18 protein-coding genes are annotated in these 18852 nt (G+C 37.6%); 14 read left to right on the top strand and 4 right to left on the bottom strand.

Annotation, left to right across the window (positions count from 1 at the left end; genetic code table 11):
• Positions 1 to 154: 154 nt before the first annotated feature.
• From ppsA to ACG9ZL_RS07100, 9 genes are all read left to right on the top strand, one after another.
• A complete protein-coding gene (gene ppsA / locus ACG9ZL_RS07140; RefSeq protein WP_056512635.1) occupies positions 155 to 2533 on the top strand; it encodes a phosphoenolpyruvate synthase in 2379 nt (792 codons plus the stop codon).
• Between the two features lie 374 nt (positions 2534 to 2907).
• Complete coding sequence (locus ACG9ZL_RS07135) at positions 2908 to 3687, top strand: RDD family protein (RefSeq protein WP_336954470.1); 780 nt, start codon at positions 2908 to 2910, stop codon at positions 3685 to 3687.
• A gap of 295 nt (positions 3688 to 3982) precedes the next feature.
• Positions 3983 to 5047 (top strand): ubiquinol oxidase subunit II, encoded by a 1065-nt coding sequence (gene cyoA / locus ACG9ZL_RS07130; protein ID WP_336954469.1) that lies wholly within the window; start codon positions 3983 to 3985, stop codon positions 5045 to 5047.
• 3 nt (positions 5048 to 5050) lie between these two features.
• Positions 5051 to 7042 (top strand): cytochrome o ubiquinol oxidase subunit I, encoded by a 1992-nt coding sequence (cyoB, locus tag ACG9ZL_RS07125; protein WP_004719352.1) that lies wholly within the window; start codon positions 5051 to 5053, stop codon positions 7040 to 7042.
• 4 nt (positions 7043 to 7046) lie between these two features.
• Entirely contained in the window at positions 7047 to 7667 is a 621-nt protein-coding gene (gene cyoC, locus ACG9ZL_RS07120) for a cytochrome o ubiquinol oxidase subunit III (RefSeq protein WP_056512630.1), read from the top strand.
• On the top strand, positions 7664 to 7990 hold the full coding sequence (gene cyoD, locus ACG9ZL_RS07115) for a cytochrome o ubiquinol oxidase subunit IV (protein ID WP_171066910.1): 327 nt from the start codon (positions 7664 to 7666) through the stop codon (positions 7988 to 7990). The genes cyoC and cyoD overlap by 4 nt, the downstream gene beginning before the upstream one ends.
• A gap of 6 nt (positions 7991 to 7996) precedes the next feature.
• Entirely contained in the window at positions 7997 to 8875 is an 879-nt protein-coding gene (gene cyoE / locus ACG9ZL_RS07110; RefSeq protein ID WP_004719345.1) for a heme o synthase, read from the top strand.
• Between the two features lie 86 nt (positions 8876 to 8961).
• Positions 8962 to 11094 carry a PA5441 family protein gene (locus ACG9ZL_RS07105; protein WP_419359561.1) on the top strand — a complete coding sequence of 711 codons (2133 nt, stop codon included), beginning with the start codon at positions 8962 to 8964 and terminating at the stop codon, positions 11092 to 11094.
• Between the two features lie 7 nt (positions 11095 to 11101).
• Complete coding sequence (locus ACG9ZL_RS07100) at positions 11102 to 11863, top strand: DUF3142 domain-containing protein (protein ID WP_419359559.1); 762 nt, start codon at positions 11102 to 11104, stop codon at positions 11861 to 11863.
• A 100-nt stretch (positions 11864 to 11963) separates the two neighbouring features.
• Here the strand turns inward: ACG9ZL_RS07100 and ACG9ZL_RS07095 are convergent, their stop codons facing one another.
• A complete protein-coding gene (locus ACG9ZL_RS07095) occupies positions 11964 to 12449 on the bottom strand; it encodes a hypothetical protein (protein ID WP_419359558.1) in 486 nt (161 codons plus the stop codon).
• 266 nt (positions 12450 to 12715) lie between these two features.
• Between ACG9ZL_RS07095 and rpsF the strand changes: the two genes are divergently transcribed.
• From rpsF to dnaB, 4 genes are all read left to right on the top strand, one after another.
• Positions 12716 to 13102 (top strand): 30S ribosomal protein S6, encoded by a 387-nt coding sequence (rpsF, locus tag ACG9ZL_RS07090; RefSeq protein WP_336954464.1) that lies wholly within the window; start codon positions 12716 to 12718, stop codon positions 13100 to 13102.
• Between the two features lie 11 nt (positions 13103 to 13113).
• Positions 13114 to 13341, top strand: a complete 228-nt coding sequence (rpsR, locus tag ACG9ZL_RS07085; protein WP_004719336.1) for a 30S ribosomal protein S18 — start codon at positions 13114 to 13116, stop codon at positions 13339 to 13341.
• A gap of 9 nt (positions 13342 to 13350) precedes the next feature.
• Positions 13351 to 13797, top strand: coding sequence for a 50S ribosomal protein L9 (rplI, locus tag ACG9ZL_RS07080; protein WP_004719333.1), 447 nt, complete (start codon positions 13351 to 13353; stop codon positions 13795 to 13797).
• A gap of 219 nt (positions 13798 to 14016) precedes the next feature.
• Complete coding sequence (gene dnaB, locus ACG9ZL_RS07075; RefSeq protein WP_336954462.1) at positions 14017 to 15462, top strand: replicative DNA helicase; 1446 nt, start codon at positions 14017 to 14019, stop codon at positions 15460 to 15462.
• A gap of 57 nt (positions 15463 to 15519) precedes the next feature.
• Here the strand turns inward: dnaB and ACG9ZL_RS07070 are convergent, their stop codons facing one another.
• Entirely contained in the window at positions 15520 to 15942 is a 423-nt protein-coding gene (locus ACG9ZL_RS07070) for a DUF4259 domain-containing protein (protein WP_419359556.1), read from the bottom strand.
• 283 nt (positions 15943 to 16225) lie between these two features.
• On the opposite strand from ACG9ZL_RS07070, the gene alr reads away from it, so the two are divergent.
• Complete coding sequence (alr, locus tag ACG9ZL_RS07065) at positions 16226 to 17299, top strand: alanine racemase (protein WP_419359554.1); 1074 nt, start codon at positions 16226 to 16228, stop codon at positions 17297 to 17299.
• Between the two features lie 69 nt (positions 17300 to 17368).
• On the opposite strand, the gene ACG9ZL_RS07060 is transcribed toward alr, so the two are convergent.
• Complete coding sequence (locus tag ACG9ZL_RS07060) at positions 17369 to 17797, bottom strand: BLUF domain-containing protein (protein ID WP_419359552.1); 429 nt, start codon at positions 17795 to 17797, stop codon at positions 17369 to 17371.
• A gap of 320 nt (positions 17798 to 18117) precedes the next feature.
• A complete protein-coding gene (locus tag ACG9ZL_RS07055) occupies positions 18118 to 18852 on the bottom strand; it encodes a proteasome-type protease (RefSeq protein ID WP_419359550.1) in 735 nt (244 codons plus the stop codon).

The raw sequence follows: 18852 nt of genomic DNA, 5'->3' as shown, positions 1-18852 counted from the left end.
TAAAAATCTCCTCAAACATTTGTCTTAGCGATGTATAATCTTTATAGTAAGCCCATCTTACATGACTATCACTTAGTTGAATCAAAATGCTAAGTTTTTTGTTATAATTTCATGCCAAGATAGTGATTAATACTGCATAAGTGGAGTAACAACTTTGGAAGCACGCGTAATCGGTCTGGAAAAACTAGGTAAACACGACGTTGAGATCGTGGGTGGTAAAAACTCTTCACTTGGGGAAATGATCAGTCATTTAGCAAATGCTGGCGTATCTGTTCCAGGTGGATTTGCAACGACTGCTGATGCATATCGCGAATTCCTAGAGCAAAGTGGCCTAAATGCTAAAATCAATGCAGAACTTGCAGCATTAAATGTAGATGATGTAATCGCACTTGCAGAAACTGGTGCAAAAATCCGTCAATGGATTGTAGAAACTCCACTTACTACAGGTCTAGAGACTGAAGTTCGCGAAGCATTTGCTGCCCTTTCTAATGGTAATCCTGACATTGCTGTTGCGGTACGTTCTTCTGCAACTGCTGAAGACTTACCAGATGCTTCATTTGCGGGTCAACAAGAAACGTTCTTAAACATTCGTGGAATCGACAACGTTCTCATCGCAATTAAAGAAGTTTTTGCTTCACTTTATAATGACCGTGCCATTGCTTACCGTGTACACCAAAATTTTGCACATGATATTGTTGCGCTTTCTGCTGGTATTCAGCGTATGGTTCGCTCTGAAACAGGCGCTGCAGGTGTAATGTTTACACTTGATACAGAATCTGGTTTCCGTGAAGCAGTATTTATTACTGCTTCTTACGGTTTAGGAGAAATGGTTGTACAAGGTGCAGTAAACCCTGACGAATTCTATGTTTCTAAGCCACTTCTAAGAAATGGCAAACATGCCGTCATTCGCCGTAATCTTGGTTCTAAACACCAAAAAATGATTTATGGTGAAGAAGGTGCTGCAGGTAAATCTGTTGTCGTTGTAGATGTTGAAAAAGCAGATCGTCAACAATTTGCTTTAAATGATTTAGAGCTTCAAGAACTTGCTAAACAAGCATTGATCATTGAAGAACATTATCAAGCACCTATGGATATCGAATGGGCAAAAGACGGTGATGATGATCAAATCTATATCGTTCAAGCACGCCCTGAAACGGTAAAAAGCCGTGAGAATGTCGGCACAATGGAACGTTACCTCCTTAAACAGAAAGGTACGGTTCTTTGTGAGGGTCGTTCAATTGGTCAACGTATTGGTTCTGGTAAAGTTCGTATCGTTACTTCGATTAAAGAAATGGATAAAGTACAAGAAGGTGATGTTCTTGTATCAGACATGACTGACCCAGATTGGGAACCAGTGATGAAACGTGCTGCTGCAATTGTAACTAACCGTGGTGGTCGTACTTGTCATGCTGCAATTATTGCACGTGAACTTGGTGTTCCTGCTATCGTAGGTTGTGGTAATGCAACAGAAGTGCTTGTAGATGGTCAGGAAGTCACTGTTTCTTGTGCCGAAGGTGACACAGGCTTTATTTATGAAGGTGCATTGGATTTCGAAATTCAACGTAATTCTATCGAATCTATGCCTAAACTACCGTTCAAAATTATGATGAACGTCGGTAACCCTGACCGTGCATTTGACTTTGCTCAAATTCCAAACGAAGGGATTGGTCTTGCACGTTTAGAATTCATCATCAACCGTATGATTGGTGTACATCCAAAAGCTTTGTTAAACATTGACAGCCTACCACGCGAAACACGTGCAGCAGTTCTAGCACGTACAGCAGGTTATGCATCACCGATTGAATTCTACGTTGAAAAATTGGTTGAAGGTATTTCTACACTTGCAGCCGCATTTGCTGACAAACCTGTAATTGTTCGTATGTCTGACTTTAAGTCAAATGAATACGCAAACTTGATTGGCGGTAAGCTTTACGAGCCTGAAGAAGAAAACCCAATGCTTGGTTTCCGTGGTGCAAGTCGTTATGTATCTGATAACTTCCGTGACTGCTTCGAACTCGAATGTCGTGCATTGAAAAAAGCACGTGATGAAATGGGTTTAACCAACATTCAAATCATGATTCCTTTTGTACGTACAGTATCTGAAGCGAAACGTGTTATTGAATTATTGGCTCAGAATGGTCTTAGACGTGGTGAGAATGGTCTTAAAGTAATCATGATGTGTGAATTACCAACAAACGCATTACTTGCTGAACAGTTCCTTGAACACTTCGATGGATTCTCTATTGGTTCAAATGACTTAACCCAGTTAACACTTGGTTTAGACCGTGACTCTGGTATTGTTTCTCACTTATTTGATGAACGTGATCCAGCAGTTAAAGCATTACTTTCTATGGCAATTCATGCTTGCCGTAAAGCCGGTAAATATGTAGGTATCTGTGGTCAAGGTCCTTCTGATCACCCTGATCTTGCAAAATGGTTAATGGAACAAGGAATTGAATCTGTTTCATTAAACCCAGACTCAGTTTTAGATACTTGGTTCTTCCTTGCTGAAGAAAAGATTAAACAGTCTTAATCTAATCAGTTAAAAAAGACCCTCAAGCAGGGTCTTTTTTATGTACATTTTTTAAAATTTTGAATTAAGCTATATCAAAGATCTAGTTCAAATTTTCTTACTTTCAGCACAGATATCAATCACTCGATACATGATCGTAAGTTAAAGTTTTCTTCACTTAGGTTAAATGTTAGACCCAGTTTTACAATCAACCCTCTTCTACTAGATAAGTTAAATTTTCTTGATATTTTAAGATTTCGTGTAAATTTAATGTTAATACATTCAAAAATCTAGTATACATAGTGGTTTAAAAAAGTAGGTGAACAAAGTTGCGATTGTGTTCATTTTCATCTACCAATTATGTACTTTTAGATTTATTTTGAGAATTGAGTTTTATGCAAATTTACTTGGCGAGAAATAACCAACAAGCAGGTCCGTATTCAATTGAACAACTGAATCAAATGCTTGCAAGCCAGCAAGTGCTTCTAACGGATTTAGCTTGGCATCAAGGATTAACAGAATGGAAAGCGCTTGGTGAACTTACACAAGGTAAACTCGTTTATGAACCTATTGGTTATGTCTCTCCGACATTATCTACTAGTGAACAAATTGATCCTCAACAAAACCCTGCAATCAAAAATATTAAAATTGAAAAAAGTACAAAAAGAATCACTAAAGCAGCCCCAGTAGGCAAACGAATTTCAGCTAAACTTGTAGATTTTGCCCTATTATTTTTACCGCAAATTATGGCTATCGCTTACTTCATGCCAGAAGATGCGGTCAAAGTTGCTTCAGACGGTTTCTCAGTAGAAAACCAAGTTAAAATTGCAGAAATGATTAGCCAAAGTATGCCAGCTTATCTCAATATTGGTTTGATGGTATTTGTACTCATTCTCTTGATCACTCAATGTTTTATGATTACTAAATTTGGGCAATCTATTGGCAAAAAAATATTCAAACTACAGATTGTTGATGTAAATACCAATCAATTACCAGGTTCTTTAAGAGGCTTTTTTGTTCGTTCATTCTTATTTCTCATTCTGTCACAAATTATGAGTATATTGCCGCTTATCGCCATCATTTTCATTGTTGATTTGTTTATGTTTTTCTCTAAAGAGAATTATGCATTGCATGATCGTATTTCTAAAACCAAAGTTATTGATCTTTCAGAATAATTCAAATGGCGGTTATACCGCCATTTTTAATAGCTAAACATTCAGAAATTAATAATTTATGTTTTTGTTTTCTTTATAATTCCGACTAAAAGTCTCAGGTATTTTTACATCAATATATTCATTCTCTATGTATAGCTAAGTTTGCCGATATGAGGCATAATGCCCTACAACGTAGCGGTGTCAGATCATTGAGAATGTTTTCTATTTAGAAATAATAGTCATTTTCAATCATGCGGCACTTTAATCGCTATCCCATATTTATATAGGGAATGGGACTCTTCACCGAGGTTGTAAAATGAGACAAACGACTTTAGCTGTATTGTCTTTATCTGCGATCACCGCACTCTTAACTGGGTGTGGTGGTGATATAGTACTTCTAAACTCTAAAGGTCCAGTCGCTGAAGGTCAAAGTAGCCTGATGATGACTGCGATTTACTTAATGTTATTGGTCGTAATTCCTTCGATCTTAATGGCATTGTGGTTTGGTTGGAAATATCGCGCGTCAAATAAAGATGCAGACTATAAACCTACATGGGCACACTCTACTGCGATTGAAATTGTAGTATGGGGTATCCCATGTATTATTATTGCTATTCTTGCGTATTTAACATGGTGGGGTTCACACAAATATGACCCTTATAGACCGTTAACAAATACTCAAGGTCAGATGGAAGAACATTTAAAAATTCAAGCAGTCGCTGAACAGTTTAAATGGGTGTTTATCTATCCTGAACAACAAATAGCTACAATTAACGAAGTTCGTTTCCCAGTCAATAAACCAATTGAATTTCAAATCACTTCTAACTTTACAATGAACTCTTTCTTCATTCCTAAGTTAGCAGGTCAGGTTTATGCTATGGCGGGTATGCAAACTAAGTTACATATGCTTGCAGAACACCCAAGTCCAGCAGACGGCTACCGTGGATTCTCAGCGAACTATAGCGGTTACGGCTTTACGCAAATGCGTTTTAGAGCTCATGCTGTTTCAGATGCTGACTTCAACACTTGGGTAGACGCTATTAAAGCAGGTAAAGGTACTTCAATTAATCCTGAAGCGATCCAAAAAACCACGCTTGATGCGACAGAATTTGCTACGCTCAAAGATGGTGATCGTTCTAAACACCAAATTGAAGCAATGCTGAACAATGCGCATACTCCTGAAGAAATTAAAGCTGCACACGAAGCTGAACGTAAAGGTCCATTCCCTACTAAGCCTCATCCTGTGACTTATTATTCTTCAGTTACGCCTGACTTGTTCAAAAGCATCATCAACACTTACATGAGCAACTACCATGGTGCAGACCATGCAGGCGCTGAACATGCAGGTGCTGAACATGCAACTGCTTCTGTAGGGGAATAAGACATGTCTTTGTTATTAGGTAAACTCAATTGGGATGCAATCCCTAAAGAGCCGATTGTACTTGTAACAATGGTCATTATGGCTCTTGGTGCAATTGCAGTTTTCGGTGGTATCACCTATTTCAAAAAATGGGGTTACCTCTGGAATGTATGGTTTAAATCTGTAGACCATAAAAAAATTGGTATTATGTATATTCTTGTGTCTGTTGTGATGCTACTTCGTGGCTTCGCTGATGCAATCATGATGCGTCTTCAACTGTTCCTTGCAAAAGGTGGTGGTGAAGGTTACTTACATCCCGACCATTACGATCAGATCTTCACCGCACATGGTGTAATCATGATCTTCTTCGTAGCAATGGGTCTTGTTGTTGGTATGATGAACATTACTGTACCACTTCAAATTGGTGCACGTGATGTTGCATTCCCATTATTAAACTCTGTGAGCTTCTGGTTATTTGCTGGTGCTGCTGGTTTGATGATGGTTTCTCTAGTATTAGGTGAGTTTGCTGCAACAGGTTGGATGGCATATCCACCTCTTTCTGGCATTCAATATTCTCCTGGTGTTGGTGTTGACTACTATATCTGGGCACTCCAGGTTTCTGGTCTAGGTACGCTTTTAACCGGTGTTAACTTCTTTGTTACCATCATCAAAATGCGTGCACCTGGTATGAAACTTATGGACATGCCGATCTTTACTTGGACTGCACTTTGTACAGCAGTATTGATCATTGCATCGTTCCCAGTATTGACTGCAACAATTGCAATGTTAACACTTGACCGTTACTTCGGTTTCCACTTCTTCACCAATGAGCTTGGCGGTAGCCCAATGCTCTATGTGAACTTGATTTGGACATGGGGTCACCCAGAAGTATATATCTTAGTATTACCTGCTTTTGGTCTTTACTCTGAAATCGTTTCAACGTTCTCTCGTAAAACGTTGTTCGGTTACAAATCTATGGTGTATGCAACGATTGCGATTACAGTACTTGCTTTCGTGGTATGGTTACACCACTTCTTTACCATGGGTGCTGGTGCCAACGTCAATGCGTTCTTCGGTATCATGACCATGATTATTGCGATTCCTACTGGTGTGAAAATCTTCTCATGGTTATTCACTATGTATAAGGGTCGCATTACCTTTACATCACCAATGTACTGGACACTTGGCTTCCTTGTGACTTTCGGTATCGGTGGTTTAACGGGTGTATTGATGGCTGTTCCACCAGCTGACTTCTTAGTACACAACTCGTTATTCTTGATCGCTCACTTCCATAACGTAATTATTGGTGGTGTTGTATTTGGTATGTTCGCGGGTATCACTTTCTACTGGCCAAAAATGTTTGGTTGGAAGTTAAATGAAACTTGGGGTAAAGCATCGTTTTGGTTCTGGTTCTTTGGTTTCTATTTTGCATTCATGCCACTTTATATCCTTGGTTTCATGGGTATGACACGTCGTTTGAATACATATGACAACCCTGAATGGGATCCATACTTAGCAATTGCTTTGTTTGGTGCTGTGCTTGTAGCAATCGGTATTGCTTGTTTCTTAATGCAAGTTATTGTTGGTTTCTTACAACGTCACGACAACATGGACAACACTGGCGATCCATGGGATGGCCGTGTACTTGAATGGTCTACTTCATCCCCTGCTCCGTTCTATAACTTTGCTGAAATTCCAAAAATCAATGGTATTGATACTTTCTGGAATGATAAAGAGAACGGTGTAGCGTATGCACGTCCTGAGAAATATGAAGATATTCATATGCCAACTGATCGTGCTGCTGGTTTTGTTATTGCCTTGTTCATTACAGCAATGGGCTTCGCTTTAATCTGGCATATCTGGTGGTTAGTCGTTGCAACTTTCCTTGGTGCTGTTATCAGCTTCATCGTAAGTTCATTCACTAAAAAAGTGGACTACTACGTACCTGCTGCTGAAGTAGAACGTATCGAAAACGAGCGTTATGCTTTACTTGAAAAACACTTGAAGAAGGACTAAGGATATGGCTGAAGTACTTCATCACGACAACCACGGACACGATGAACATCATCATCACGATGATACAGACATCACCGTCTTTGGTTTCTGGACATACTTGATGAGTGACTTGATTTTATTCGGTACACTCTTCATCGCGTTCGCTGTATTAAGCAGTCATATTCCGCCTGGTACTCCAAGTCCAAAAGAGTTATTTGGCGAGTCTTTAGGTTTCGTACTTGTTGAAACCTTTGCTCTCTTAATTTCTTCTGTGACTTTCGGTTTTGCGGTACTTGCTTCTTACAAGAAAAATGTAAACCAAGTGCTTATGTGGTTAATTATCACTTGGCTCTTTGGTGCAACATTCATCGGTATGGAACTTTATGAATTTAATCATTTAGTTCACGCTGGTCATGGTCCTAGCCACAGTGCGTTTTTGTCTGCGTTCTTTACCCTTGTAGGTACGCACGGTATCCACGTAACATCTGGTTTGGTATGGATGATTGTGTTAATGGTTCAAATCAAGAAAAATGGTTTGACTGTACCAAATACACGTCGTCTTGCTTGCCTAAGTTTGTTCTGGCACTTCCTTGACATCGTTTGGATCTGTGTATTCAGCGTAGTTTATTTACTGGGAGCTTTATAATGAGTCATGATCATAATGCTGCTGGTGCTTCGCACGGAAACATCAAACAATACTCTATCGGCTTCATCCTTTCTGTCGTTTTGACCATCATCCCATTCGGGATGGTGATGAAAGGAATGACTGGTGGTGCAGTTGTTGCAACGATTGCGATCACTGCGATTGCTCAGGTTCTTGTACAATTAGTTTTCTTCTTGCACATGAATTCATCTTCTGAACAACGCTGGAATGTGATTGCATTCATCTATACGATTCTGACGATTGCAGTTCTATTAATTGGTTCTGTATGGATCATGAACTACTTACATTCAAACATGATGCTCTAGGGTGTCATGTTGAAAAAATATCTATTCCTGACTAAGCCAGGAATTCTCTTTGGTAACTTCGTTACCACTTTGGGCGGCTTTTTCTTAGCCGCTCAAGGTTCTGTAGATTTCCTTTTACTTCTCATCACATTACTAGGCACTACGCTTGTCGTTGCCTCTGGCTGTGTGGTGAATAATGTCATTGACCAAGACATTGACCAAAAAATGCAACGTACAATGAATCGTGCGCTTGTCAAAAAAACCATCAGTCCAACAGTTGCTTTAATTTTTTCAGCTGTGCTCGGTTTAATTGGCTTTGCTTTGTTGTGGTTTTTTGTCAACGCCTACGCATTTGGCTTTGCTGTACTCGGCTTTGTTGTGTATGTGATTTTTTATAGTCTTTGGAGTAAACGTACCACCATTCACCAAACTGTGATTGGAAGTATTTCAGGCGCAAGCCCTCCTGTAATTGGATATACTGCTGTTTCCAACGGATTTGATGTTGCTGCTTTGCTGATTTTTTTAGCTTACGCACTTTGGCAAATGCCACATTCTTGGGGAATTGCAATCTACCGATTTGATGATTATAAAAATGCAAATATTCCAATTTTACCTGTAGCTCGTTCAATTTTTCGCACAAAAGTTGAAAGTTTAATATACGTTATTCTGTTTGCTGCAGTTTTAAATGGATTGTATTGTTTTGGCTATACCAACATCTTTTTCCTTATTACCTTTAATGCTTTATGTGCCTATTGGGTATATTTATCGATTATTGGATTTAAAGCTGAAAATGATCAGGTCTGGGCAAAAAAATATTTTTTGTATTCCGTCATTCTAATTACAGCACTCAGTGTGAGCTTTAGTTTTAGTTATGTCTCCCCTGCACCACATTTGCCACTGTTTTAAAAAAAGATAGAGTTCTCTCTATCTTTTTTTTATCTGCATAAATAAAATTAAAATATTAAAATTTTTATTATAACGATAGGCACTTTATGCTTTTTAAAAATAAAACACTGCAATATGCCTTTCTTGTTGGTTTACCTTTGGTTGTTTATCCAACTTCTAGTTTTGCGGGCGCTGCAGAAGAAGTCGCATCACCAACTTTTGACCTAAACAACAATCAATATCGTATATTAAACCTCCCCATACTCTATCCAGCCAATGACAATAGAACCAACATGATGCTACTGCTAAGCGACAAAGGTTTAGCAAGTATCAAAGCATTTGAAGTTGATAAAATGAGTTTATGGGATACTTCTAGTGGCATAGTTCCTTTTTACCCTACTGACTTAACTCAAGCATCTGAAAATAAGATTCCAAATAAACGTGCTTTTTACGATGCAAATGATCACGTCTATGATGAACGCTGTATAACACTAAAATCTGGTGCTGAAGTTTTTCTTCAACAGGTTTCAAATCACAAGAAAATATCTCAAGACGAAAAAAGCAGCTTGTTAGAACAACGAAATCAGATCAAAAATTGTCAACAAAGTATTCCACTGATTCAAGTCAATTCACAATGGACACAGCCCGCTCAACAGTATGCTTCTTATTTAAATGGGATTATTTTATTTTACAAAGCTAACTATTCCTCAGCAACTAAAATATTTACAGCCTTAAGCCAAGTTGATGACCCTTGGTTAAAAGAAACAGCTCAATACATGCTCATCCGCACATCATTAAATGAGCTGTATAGCCAGTCATTAGGAAGTTACGGTGATTTAGATACTCTGAAAGTTGATCAAGCACTTCTTAAAACTTTTTTCAATCGCATTACTGATTATTTTAAACTTTACCCTAAAGGCCAATACGTAGCCAGTGCCAGAGGATTTTTACGCCGAGGCTACTGGATTGCTAATCAACAAGATGCTCTAGTCAAAGAGATGATTTGGCAGATGGATCACCCAAAATCAGATTATTACAATCTCGATATGTCCACATTGGCAGCCGAAATAGATCGCAAGGTATTTGGTTTAGAAAACTTCAACGCAAAAACACTCAACGATCCTTTCTTTTTAGCTATCTATGATCTGATGCATATGCGTCAGAGTGATTCTAAGCAGTACCAGCCAATTAGTTGGTCCGAGTTAAATGCACAAAAAACTGTATTTAAGGAACAACCTGAGCTGTTCCGTTATTTACAAGCTGTTCATTTATATTTTATTCAGAAAAAACCACAAGATGCGTTAAATTATTTACCGAAACAAAAAACCAATTCTATTCAAAATTATTTAGAACTCAGCCAATATACGCTTAAAGGGGTCATTCTTGAAAAAATTAGTGATAAAAATCTGGTTGAACAATATTGGAACCATTTACTCGCAATTTCTGCTAATCCTTATCAAAAAACTTTGGCAGAAGTCGCCCTAGCGATTCACTATAAAAACACCAATAACCAAAATGCCTTTTTAGGAAATCATTCAAAAATCAAACAAGCAACCTTACAGAAAGCATTCATTACTCAAATTGCCGATGTCAAAGCTTTGCAAAGTATCATTATTGCCAAAGACAGTTCAGTTGATAAAAAGAATCTGGCTTTATATACATTACTAGATAAAAGCTTAATGACTCAAAACTATGCGGTATTCAATAAAGCCTTTACCACATGGTTACCTCAAGATGCCTCAGAATACAAAGCATATAACAGCAAAATTAACGCTTATAAGTCAGAACCCCACTTCGAAGTTTTTGTTTGGAATGGTCTTGAAATTACACCAACGCTCAAATGCCCTAAATTAAGCACCTTAACAGCTGGTTTAGAAAAAAATCCAAAAAATTTAACTTATCGTTTATGCCTAGGCGAATATATGCGTAATCAAGGCACTGCTTTAGAAATTTTTTATGGTGACTATTACTATGGTCCAAGTTTTAACCAGCCGAAAAATGCCTTTACAGGTGAAACTTTTAGTCGTGGTGAAGTCTATAAAGAAATTATTAAATCAAATTCTAAAAGTGAATTACAAGCTTATGCACTTTATCGCGCTGTTATGTGTTATTCGCCGAGTAGTATAAATGTCTGTGGTGGAAAAGACGCCACAAAATCCACACGTAAACAATGGTACACACAAATTAAACGTGACTATCCAAATACCACATGGGCAAAATCTTTAAAATATTATTGGTAGCTTATTGATGCTTAAACAGTTTTTCTCAGGTCTACTGACAATCCAATGTTGTTTAGGATTAATGGCATGTCAACCGAGTCAATCAGCGGTAACCTCCGATCAGGTCAATGCAAATGACTATGATGCCTTTTGGATTTGGGGAAATATCAAGTCTACGCCTTATTTAAGTAATGCAAAGGAAATCTATATTTTACAAGGTGAAGTTAGGCTAGAGAAAGGTTCCAACCATTCTATCTTGATCCAACAAGGCATTTCTGTCGTTAAAATTCCACATCAGAAAGTATGGTTGGTTTTTCGAAATCATCATTTAAATTGGCAAAGCACTGAAATAGAAAATATTTTACAACGCGTCCTACAGTGGGAAAGCGCAGGCAATCACATTCAAGGTATTCAAATTGACTTTGATGTACCAACTAAAAATTTAAAAGCGTATGGCTTATTTCTACAACAGCTTAGAAAGCAGTTACCACAACATTATCAACTTAGCATCACCAGTTTGATGGATTGGGGCAATCTTCGCGATCCAGATACACTTAGGCTATTTAGAGAAAATATTGATGAAATGGTGATTCAAACCTATCAAGGCTCTACGACTATTCCAAATTATCAGGCTTATTTGACTAAGGCTTCAACATTGAAACTGCCTTATAAAATTGGTTTGGTACAACATGGTAAATGGGATCACCAACTTAGATTTGATACTGACCCAAATTTTAAGGGCTTTGTGGTATTTTTATTACGACAAAATAATCGTGAATTAATCCAATAAATATGTGATGGCATCTACATCAATCAAAATCGAATATTTGCACAATAAATAAATTCATGCTTTTATTTTAGTCAATTTAACTTCTAATTGACTAACCAAATTAACTTCCAAAAAAAACTGAATCATGCTCAAACCGAGCAAATAACTCATCCATTTTTCCCGCATATTTCATATCAAGTTGATGCCATAATTTTTTCGGAAGTGGAATAAATTCTAATGTGTCGGAACCATCAGAAGCTTTGCAGAAACGGATTTCATACTCAGGTTGTAAAATTTCATTGAGTGCCCGTAGTGTGGTATCACGATCAGCACCTTTTCCTTGATAAGGAATCAACAATGATTTTTCACCATAATGAATTGTGATACTAAAACCTTGTTGATTATCAGTATCTTCAAGTTCAGCAGACAATTGTCCAGTTTCTAAAATGTTTTCACAATAGCCAATAATTGCATCATCCTCTTCTCTCCAATCCACCACCATGACAATATCATAACGACCATCAAAAACATCAAAGTAGAAATTTTGTGTAGGGTTTTCAATATAAGATTCAATGGTTTCAAGTTTTTCAGCGCTGTAGTTTGTCATTTTAGCTATCCATACTTTTATTCATTTTCAATCTAAATAGGTACAAGATGAAATTCAATCTCGCATCTGTAAAATTTTAGTGGTTATTCCAATAAATATTTGAATATTAAATTGTGTTTGTGCGCAAACTTTCCTATAATAAGCCCTCGCAATTTTTGCGGCACAATCTATTGGCTTTTAAACTGTTGTTTAAAGCTTATGCTGATTGTGACTCCTTGCTTCAATCTTTTTAAGGTTGGGGCTGTATAAACCGTAAGGAGCTGACAATGCGTCACTACGAAATCGTAATTCTGGTACACCCAGACCAAAGCGATCAAGTTGTGGGAATGGTAGAACGCTACATTTCTCACATCAAAGATGCTGAAGGTCAAATTCACCGTCTTGAAGATTGGGGCCGCCGCCAATTGGCTTACCCAATTAACAAAATCCATAAAGCGCACTACATTTTAATGAATCTTGAATGTAATCAAACTACGCTTAATGAATTAGAAGAATTGTTCCGTTATAACGATGCAATCCTTCGTAACGTGATTATCCGTCGTGAAAACGCAATCACTGAAGAATCTTTACTCGCTAAGAGTGCTGAAGAAAAACGTGCGCGTAAAGCTCAACGTGAAGAAGCACAACAAGCTCAAGATTCTGTTGAAGCATAAGGAGAACATCAATGGCACGTTTTTACCGTCGTCGCAAGTTCTGCCGCTTTACAGCTGAGAACGTTACGTACATCGACTACAAAGATATCGACACTTTAAAACAGTACATCACTGAAAACGGCAAGATTGTTCCTAGCCGTATTACAGGTACTAAAGCTCGTTACCAACGTCAATTAGCGCTTGCTATTAAACAAGCTCGCTACTTAGCGTTGATTCCTTACACTGACAATCATAAGTGAGGTTGAGCCGTGGATATTATTTTATTACAACGCATTAAAAACCTTGGTAAATTAGGCGATAAAGTTTCAGTTAAAGCTGGTTACGGCCGTAACTACCTTATCCCTCAAGGTAAAGCAGTTGCAGCGACTGAAGCGAATACTGCTGCTTTTGAAGCTCGTCGTGCAGAACTTGAGAAAGGTGAAGCTGAAGTTTTAGCTGCTGCTCAAGCACGTGCTGACCAATTGAACGAAGTAAACATCGTTATCACCGCGAAAGCTGGTGATGAAGGTAAATTATTCGGTTCAATCGGTACTCGTGATATCGCTGACGCGTTAACAAATGCTGGTCTTGTTGTTGACCGTGCTGAAGTTCGTTTACCGAACGGTGCACTTCGTCACACTGGCGAATTTAACATCGCAATCCAATTGCATCATGATGTTACTGCTGAAGTTCTCGTTACAATCGTATCTGAGTAATTTCTTGCAGAAAAAAAGAGCATACTTTTGTATGCTCTTTTTTTATCTTTAAATTTTACCTCGGATCAGCTGAAATTGTTTCTAGTTGATTCATTCCCCTACTTATCGGTATTACTGTTAGATACTTTTAGTATTTTGCATTAAGATAAGTGAGTACTTCAGTACACACGTACATTACGTAAATAATGTTTTTGCACGATTTAAAAATCAAGGTTTTATATGTCTCAGGCAACTGCCACAGCTCAACAGAATCCCTTCAGCACTGATGCAAAAAATAAAGATAATGCACAGTTAAAAGAGTTTCGTACGCCTCCTCATAACTTGGCAATTGAACAAGCTGTACTGGCTGCATTGATGACGGTTGCTGAGTCTTTTGAACAAGTCAGTGACGCTTTGAATGAAACTGATTTTTATGCAACACGTCACAAATATATCTTCCGTGCAATTGAAAAACTGGCACAAGAAAATTCTCCGTATGATGCAGTTTTAGTTAACGATTGGCTGATTAAGCAAAACTTGCTTGATGCAATTGGCGGTGAAGAGTATTTAATGCAGTTAATGTCAGATTCGCCTTCGAGTTTCTATAACTTAGAAACCTATGCCGGGAAAATCAAAGAATTTTCAACCTTAAGAAGCATGATTAAAGTAGGCAATGAAATCCTGCAAAATGCTTATGACACCAAAGGTCGTGAAGTGAGTGAAATTCTTGATCTTGCTGAAACCAATATTTTCTCTATTGCAGAACAACATAATAACAATGCCAAAGCACAAGGGCCAAAAGCCATTACCTCAGTTGTAGCAGACGTTTTTGATAAGTTAAATGAACTTTCTCAAATGGAAGGTAATATCACTGGTTTAACCACAGGTTTTATGGAGTTAGACAATAAAACCTCTGGTATGCAAGCTGGTGATATGATCATTGTTGCTGCACGTCCGTCGATGGGTAAAACAACCTTTGCCATGAACCTTGTAGAAAGTGTGTTATTTAACTGTGATCTGCCAGCACTGGTTTTCTCTATGGAGATGCCAGCAGACTCTATCGCCATGCGTCTCATTTCAGCATACGGTAAAGTCCATCAAGGGCATTTACGTTCAGGTAAACTTGATGGCGATGAATGGTCTAAAGTCACAGGAACCATTTTACAGCTACAAGAAAAACACCTTTATATTGATGATTCATCTGCACTGCCACCAACGGAACTTCGAGCACGTGCACGACGTATTGCCAAACAACATGGTGGCAAGCTGGGTTGTATCATGATCGATTATCTACAATTGATGAAAGTGCCAGGCATGGGTGATAACCGTGTCGGTGAGATTGGTGAAATTTCACGAAGCTTAAAAGCCCTTGCCAAGGAAATGATGTGCCCTGTTATTGCACTATCACAGCTTAACCGTTCTCTGGAAAACCGTCCAAATAAACGTCCGGTAATGTCCGACTTACGTGAATCAGGTGCAATCGAGCAGGATGCCGATTTAATTATGTTTATTTACCGTGATGAAGTTTATAACAAAGAGTCGAAAGAAGCAGGCACTGCTGAAATTATCATTGGTAAACAACGTAATGGCCCGATCGGGACTGTGCGTTTAGCCTTTGAAGGTCAATACACGCGCTTTAGTAATCTATCGCCTGAGTATTATGCGCAATATCAAGATGAAGAATAATATTAATCAATAGAATTAGCATCATTTAACACTGCTGTTGAGATGAGATTTTAATCTTCAAATCTTAGAACTTAAAGTCTCTCTCAACGTTTCAATATTCTTAGTCCATTCATCATAATCATCTGAATCTTGCCAAAGCTCATCCAATTCAGAGTTTTCACTGGTCAATAATAATAATGCAGTCAATGCTTTTGGAATAAGTGCATAATTGACATTGTTTTTATTCTGTTCAAGCCATTTTTCTACAGGTTCAGGATAATATTCATTTTCTTCAATTCCTTCACCAAATGATTTAGCTAAAACATCTGCCGCAGCATGTGCAATACAACCAATATCGGCATCGATAAACTCTTCGGTTGCCATATCAATCATTTCATCGAAGGCTTGTTCAATGACAACATATCCATCATGCTCTTTAAACTCATAGGCCCAATCACTTGCAGTATCATTTCCAAATGGTTCATGTGACCATGTTCCCATACACCCTCCGAAATAAATCCTTAAATTTAAATATAAAATGTACGATTTTATTTAAAAAAGAAAGAGCTATATCTTTACAAATTATGTGCAAAGCACTTAGCAAAAATTTTATCGATACAAAATCAATAAACCATTCAAAACACAAATGTTTATGTTTATTTAAAGCTGATAGGACTACAATATTTAGCGTTTTAAAGCTGCACTTTTTTTAAAGTTAGGCTTTTATCTCTATTTATGCGATTTAGCATTATACAATCTTTGCCATTCCTCAGGAGTAACTAGGGTGCGTCAAGCAACAGTTTATATTGACAGTGAAGCACTGCAATATAATTTAAACCGAGTCAAACAACTTGCACCAAGCGCTAAAATTGTCAGTATGGTTAAAGCCAATGCATATGGACATGGCGTCAAGGACTGTTTAGCCGCCTTAAATGCGACTGATGCCTTTGGTGTCGCCAGCCTTGCTGAAGCCTTAGAGATTCGAGCATTAGGCTATCAACAACCGATTACTCTCATCGAAGGTATTTTCAGTGCAGATGAAATGATCACTGCCGTTGAAAACAATGTTGAAGTCGTTGTACATCATCAGCCACAATTGGCTTGGTTGCGTGCACATAAAAAACAATATATCGACAAAAGTTTAAAAGTTTGGGTAAAACTCAATAGCGGTATGAACCGATTGGGTTTTAAGTTTGCTGAAATTATTGAAGTGATTCAATCACTCAAAGCAGAAGGTTTTACCTGTGTGCTGACTATGCATTTTGCCAATGCAGATGCGGATCATCACCCGTTAAATGAACAACAGAAAGATCAATTATTACAGGTAAAAGCTGCTTGTGAACCGATCTTAGCTTCATGCTGCAATTCTGCTGCTATTTTTAAATGGCCTGAACTGAATTTTGATTTTGTACGTCCAGGTATCATGCTTTACGGCGCGTCTCCCTTTGCAGATCGAAGCATTGCTGAATTAGACATCAAACCTGTCATGAGCTTTACCGCTGAAATCATTGCACTCAATCATATTAAAGCAGATGAATCTGTAGGCTATGGCTCTACATTTGTTGCCAAAAGTGATATGGATATTGCCATTGTTTCGATAGGCTATGGAGATGGTTATCCGCGTGCTTTTCCTCGACAAAATTATGTCAGCATCAATGGGCAAATGACAGCAATCATTGGCCGTGTAGCAATGGATATGATCGCAATTGATGTCACTGGCTTAGACGCACCGCTAGGAACAGTCGTTGAACTGTGGGGCAAAGATCGTTTGGTTGATGATGTGGCTGCTGCCAATGGTACGATTGGTTATGAGTTACTCTGTCGTATGAGTGCTCGCCCTATCCGTAAAAAACTTTAAGCACTGATTTTCTATTCAAAATAAAAATCCAAGCCATCGCTTGGATTTTTTTGAATCGATTTTATGACTTTATACAAACTCTTCTGGCTGCTCAATCTCATAGAGTAATTTGAGCAATGTCGGAATATCCTGCTCATCTAAATTCAATGGGCGAAAGTATTTATAACCCTTACTCTCAAAGTATTGTTGAATTTTGCCATTTCGTCTAACGTATTTCATAGACCATTGTGAAAAATGCCCCTGCTTAACGTGACCCGCTCTAAATAACTTAATTTGATGATGTCTTGGATCTTTATACAATTTTTCAAGCACGTGTAAGATAATCATTTCATCGCCTTCTAGGCATTGAAAAAAGTGTTCATCCGCAAAATATAAGACGCCTTGAATTTGATGAAGTATATTAAAATCTCTCGCTTCACCTAAAATATCTCTTAAATCATTGAGTATTTGATGAGGTGGTGATGTCGTTTTACTTGCATAGCATAATTGAAAAGTCATGTAATTCTTCTATTTTTTAACTTTCATTATTTATAAACAATTATTTACGAATATACAAGTCTTAACTTTTATAATTAAAGTGCTTATCGACTTTTCTATATTTATATTTGCAATATCTCTATACAGTAATTCATCTATTATTTTAAAAATTTATTCAATATGCATCCATCATTAAAAACACACAAAATATTTTCAGCTTATTCTATTTATCCAGTGAAAATATTAAAACAGAAACTTATGAAATTAATTTTTTATGATCTACTTATTATTTCTACAGTTAAAAAAGCGAGATTACACCCGCTTTGAATCACATCATAAAATTATTCAAAATAATCATGGGTCGGTTTGGGTAAATCTTGCAAACCTTTCTTTAACATTTCAGACCATTGTTTACTGATGTGCTGAAAATAAGGATCACTATCTGTAATACGCTTACCTTTTGGCACCCCTAGACTGTCTTTAAGATAAATCATCGCATCTAATGGCATACCAACCGATACATTTGAACGTAAAGTCGAATCAAATGAGATTAAACTACAACGTAGAGCTTCATCTAAGGGCATATCATAGCTCAACGCACGATCTAAAATTGGTTTACCATATTTACTTTCCCCAATTTGGAAATAAGGCGTATCACTAGTTGCAGAAATAAAATTACCTTGCGGATAAATATTATAAAGCTGTATTTCCTCGCCACGGATCTGACCACCAACCAATAAACTACAATAATAGTTACTTTGCTCTTGAGTATCCTCAGTAACATCAGCAATAACTTTACGCAGAGTTTGTCCGACTAAACCTGCAACCTCAAACATTGTGTTCACACTATACAAGTTGGGTTCTTGCTTGAGTGCCAAATGATTTTCTAAATGTCCAATTACTGCTTGTGTTGTTGCAAGATTGCCTGAAGTTTGAATACATATAAACCGTTCACCTTTTACCCCAAACGTATAAAGTTTTCGATATACAGAAATGTGATCAACTCCAGCATTGGTTCGCGTATCACTAATAAATACTAAACCTTGTTTGAGTCTTAAAGCACAGCAATACGTCAT

Source organism: Acinetobacter legionensis, from assembly GCF_048551735.1.
Taxonomy (GTDB): domain Bacteria; phylum Pseudomonadota; class Gammaproteobacteria; order Pseudomonadales; family Moraxellaceae; genus Acinetobacter.
This window is presented reverse-complemented; position numbering and strand designations above follow the sequence as displayed.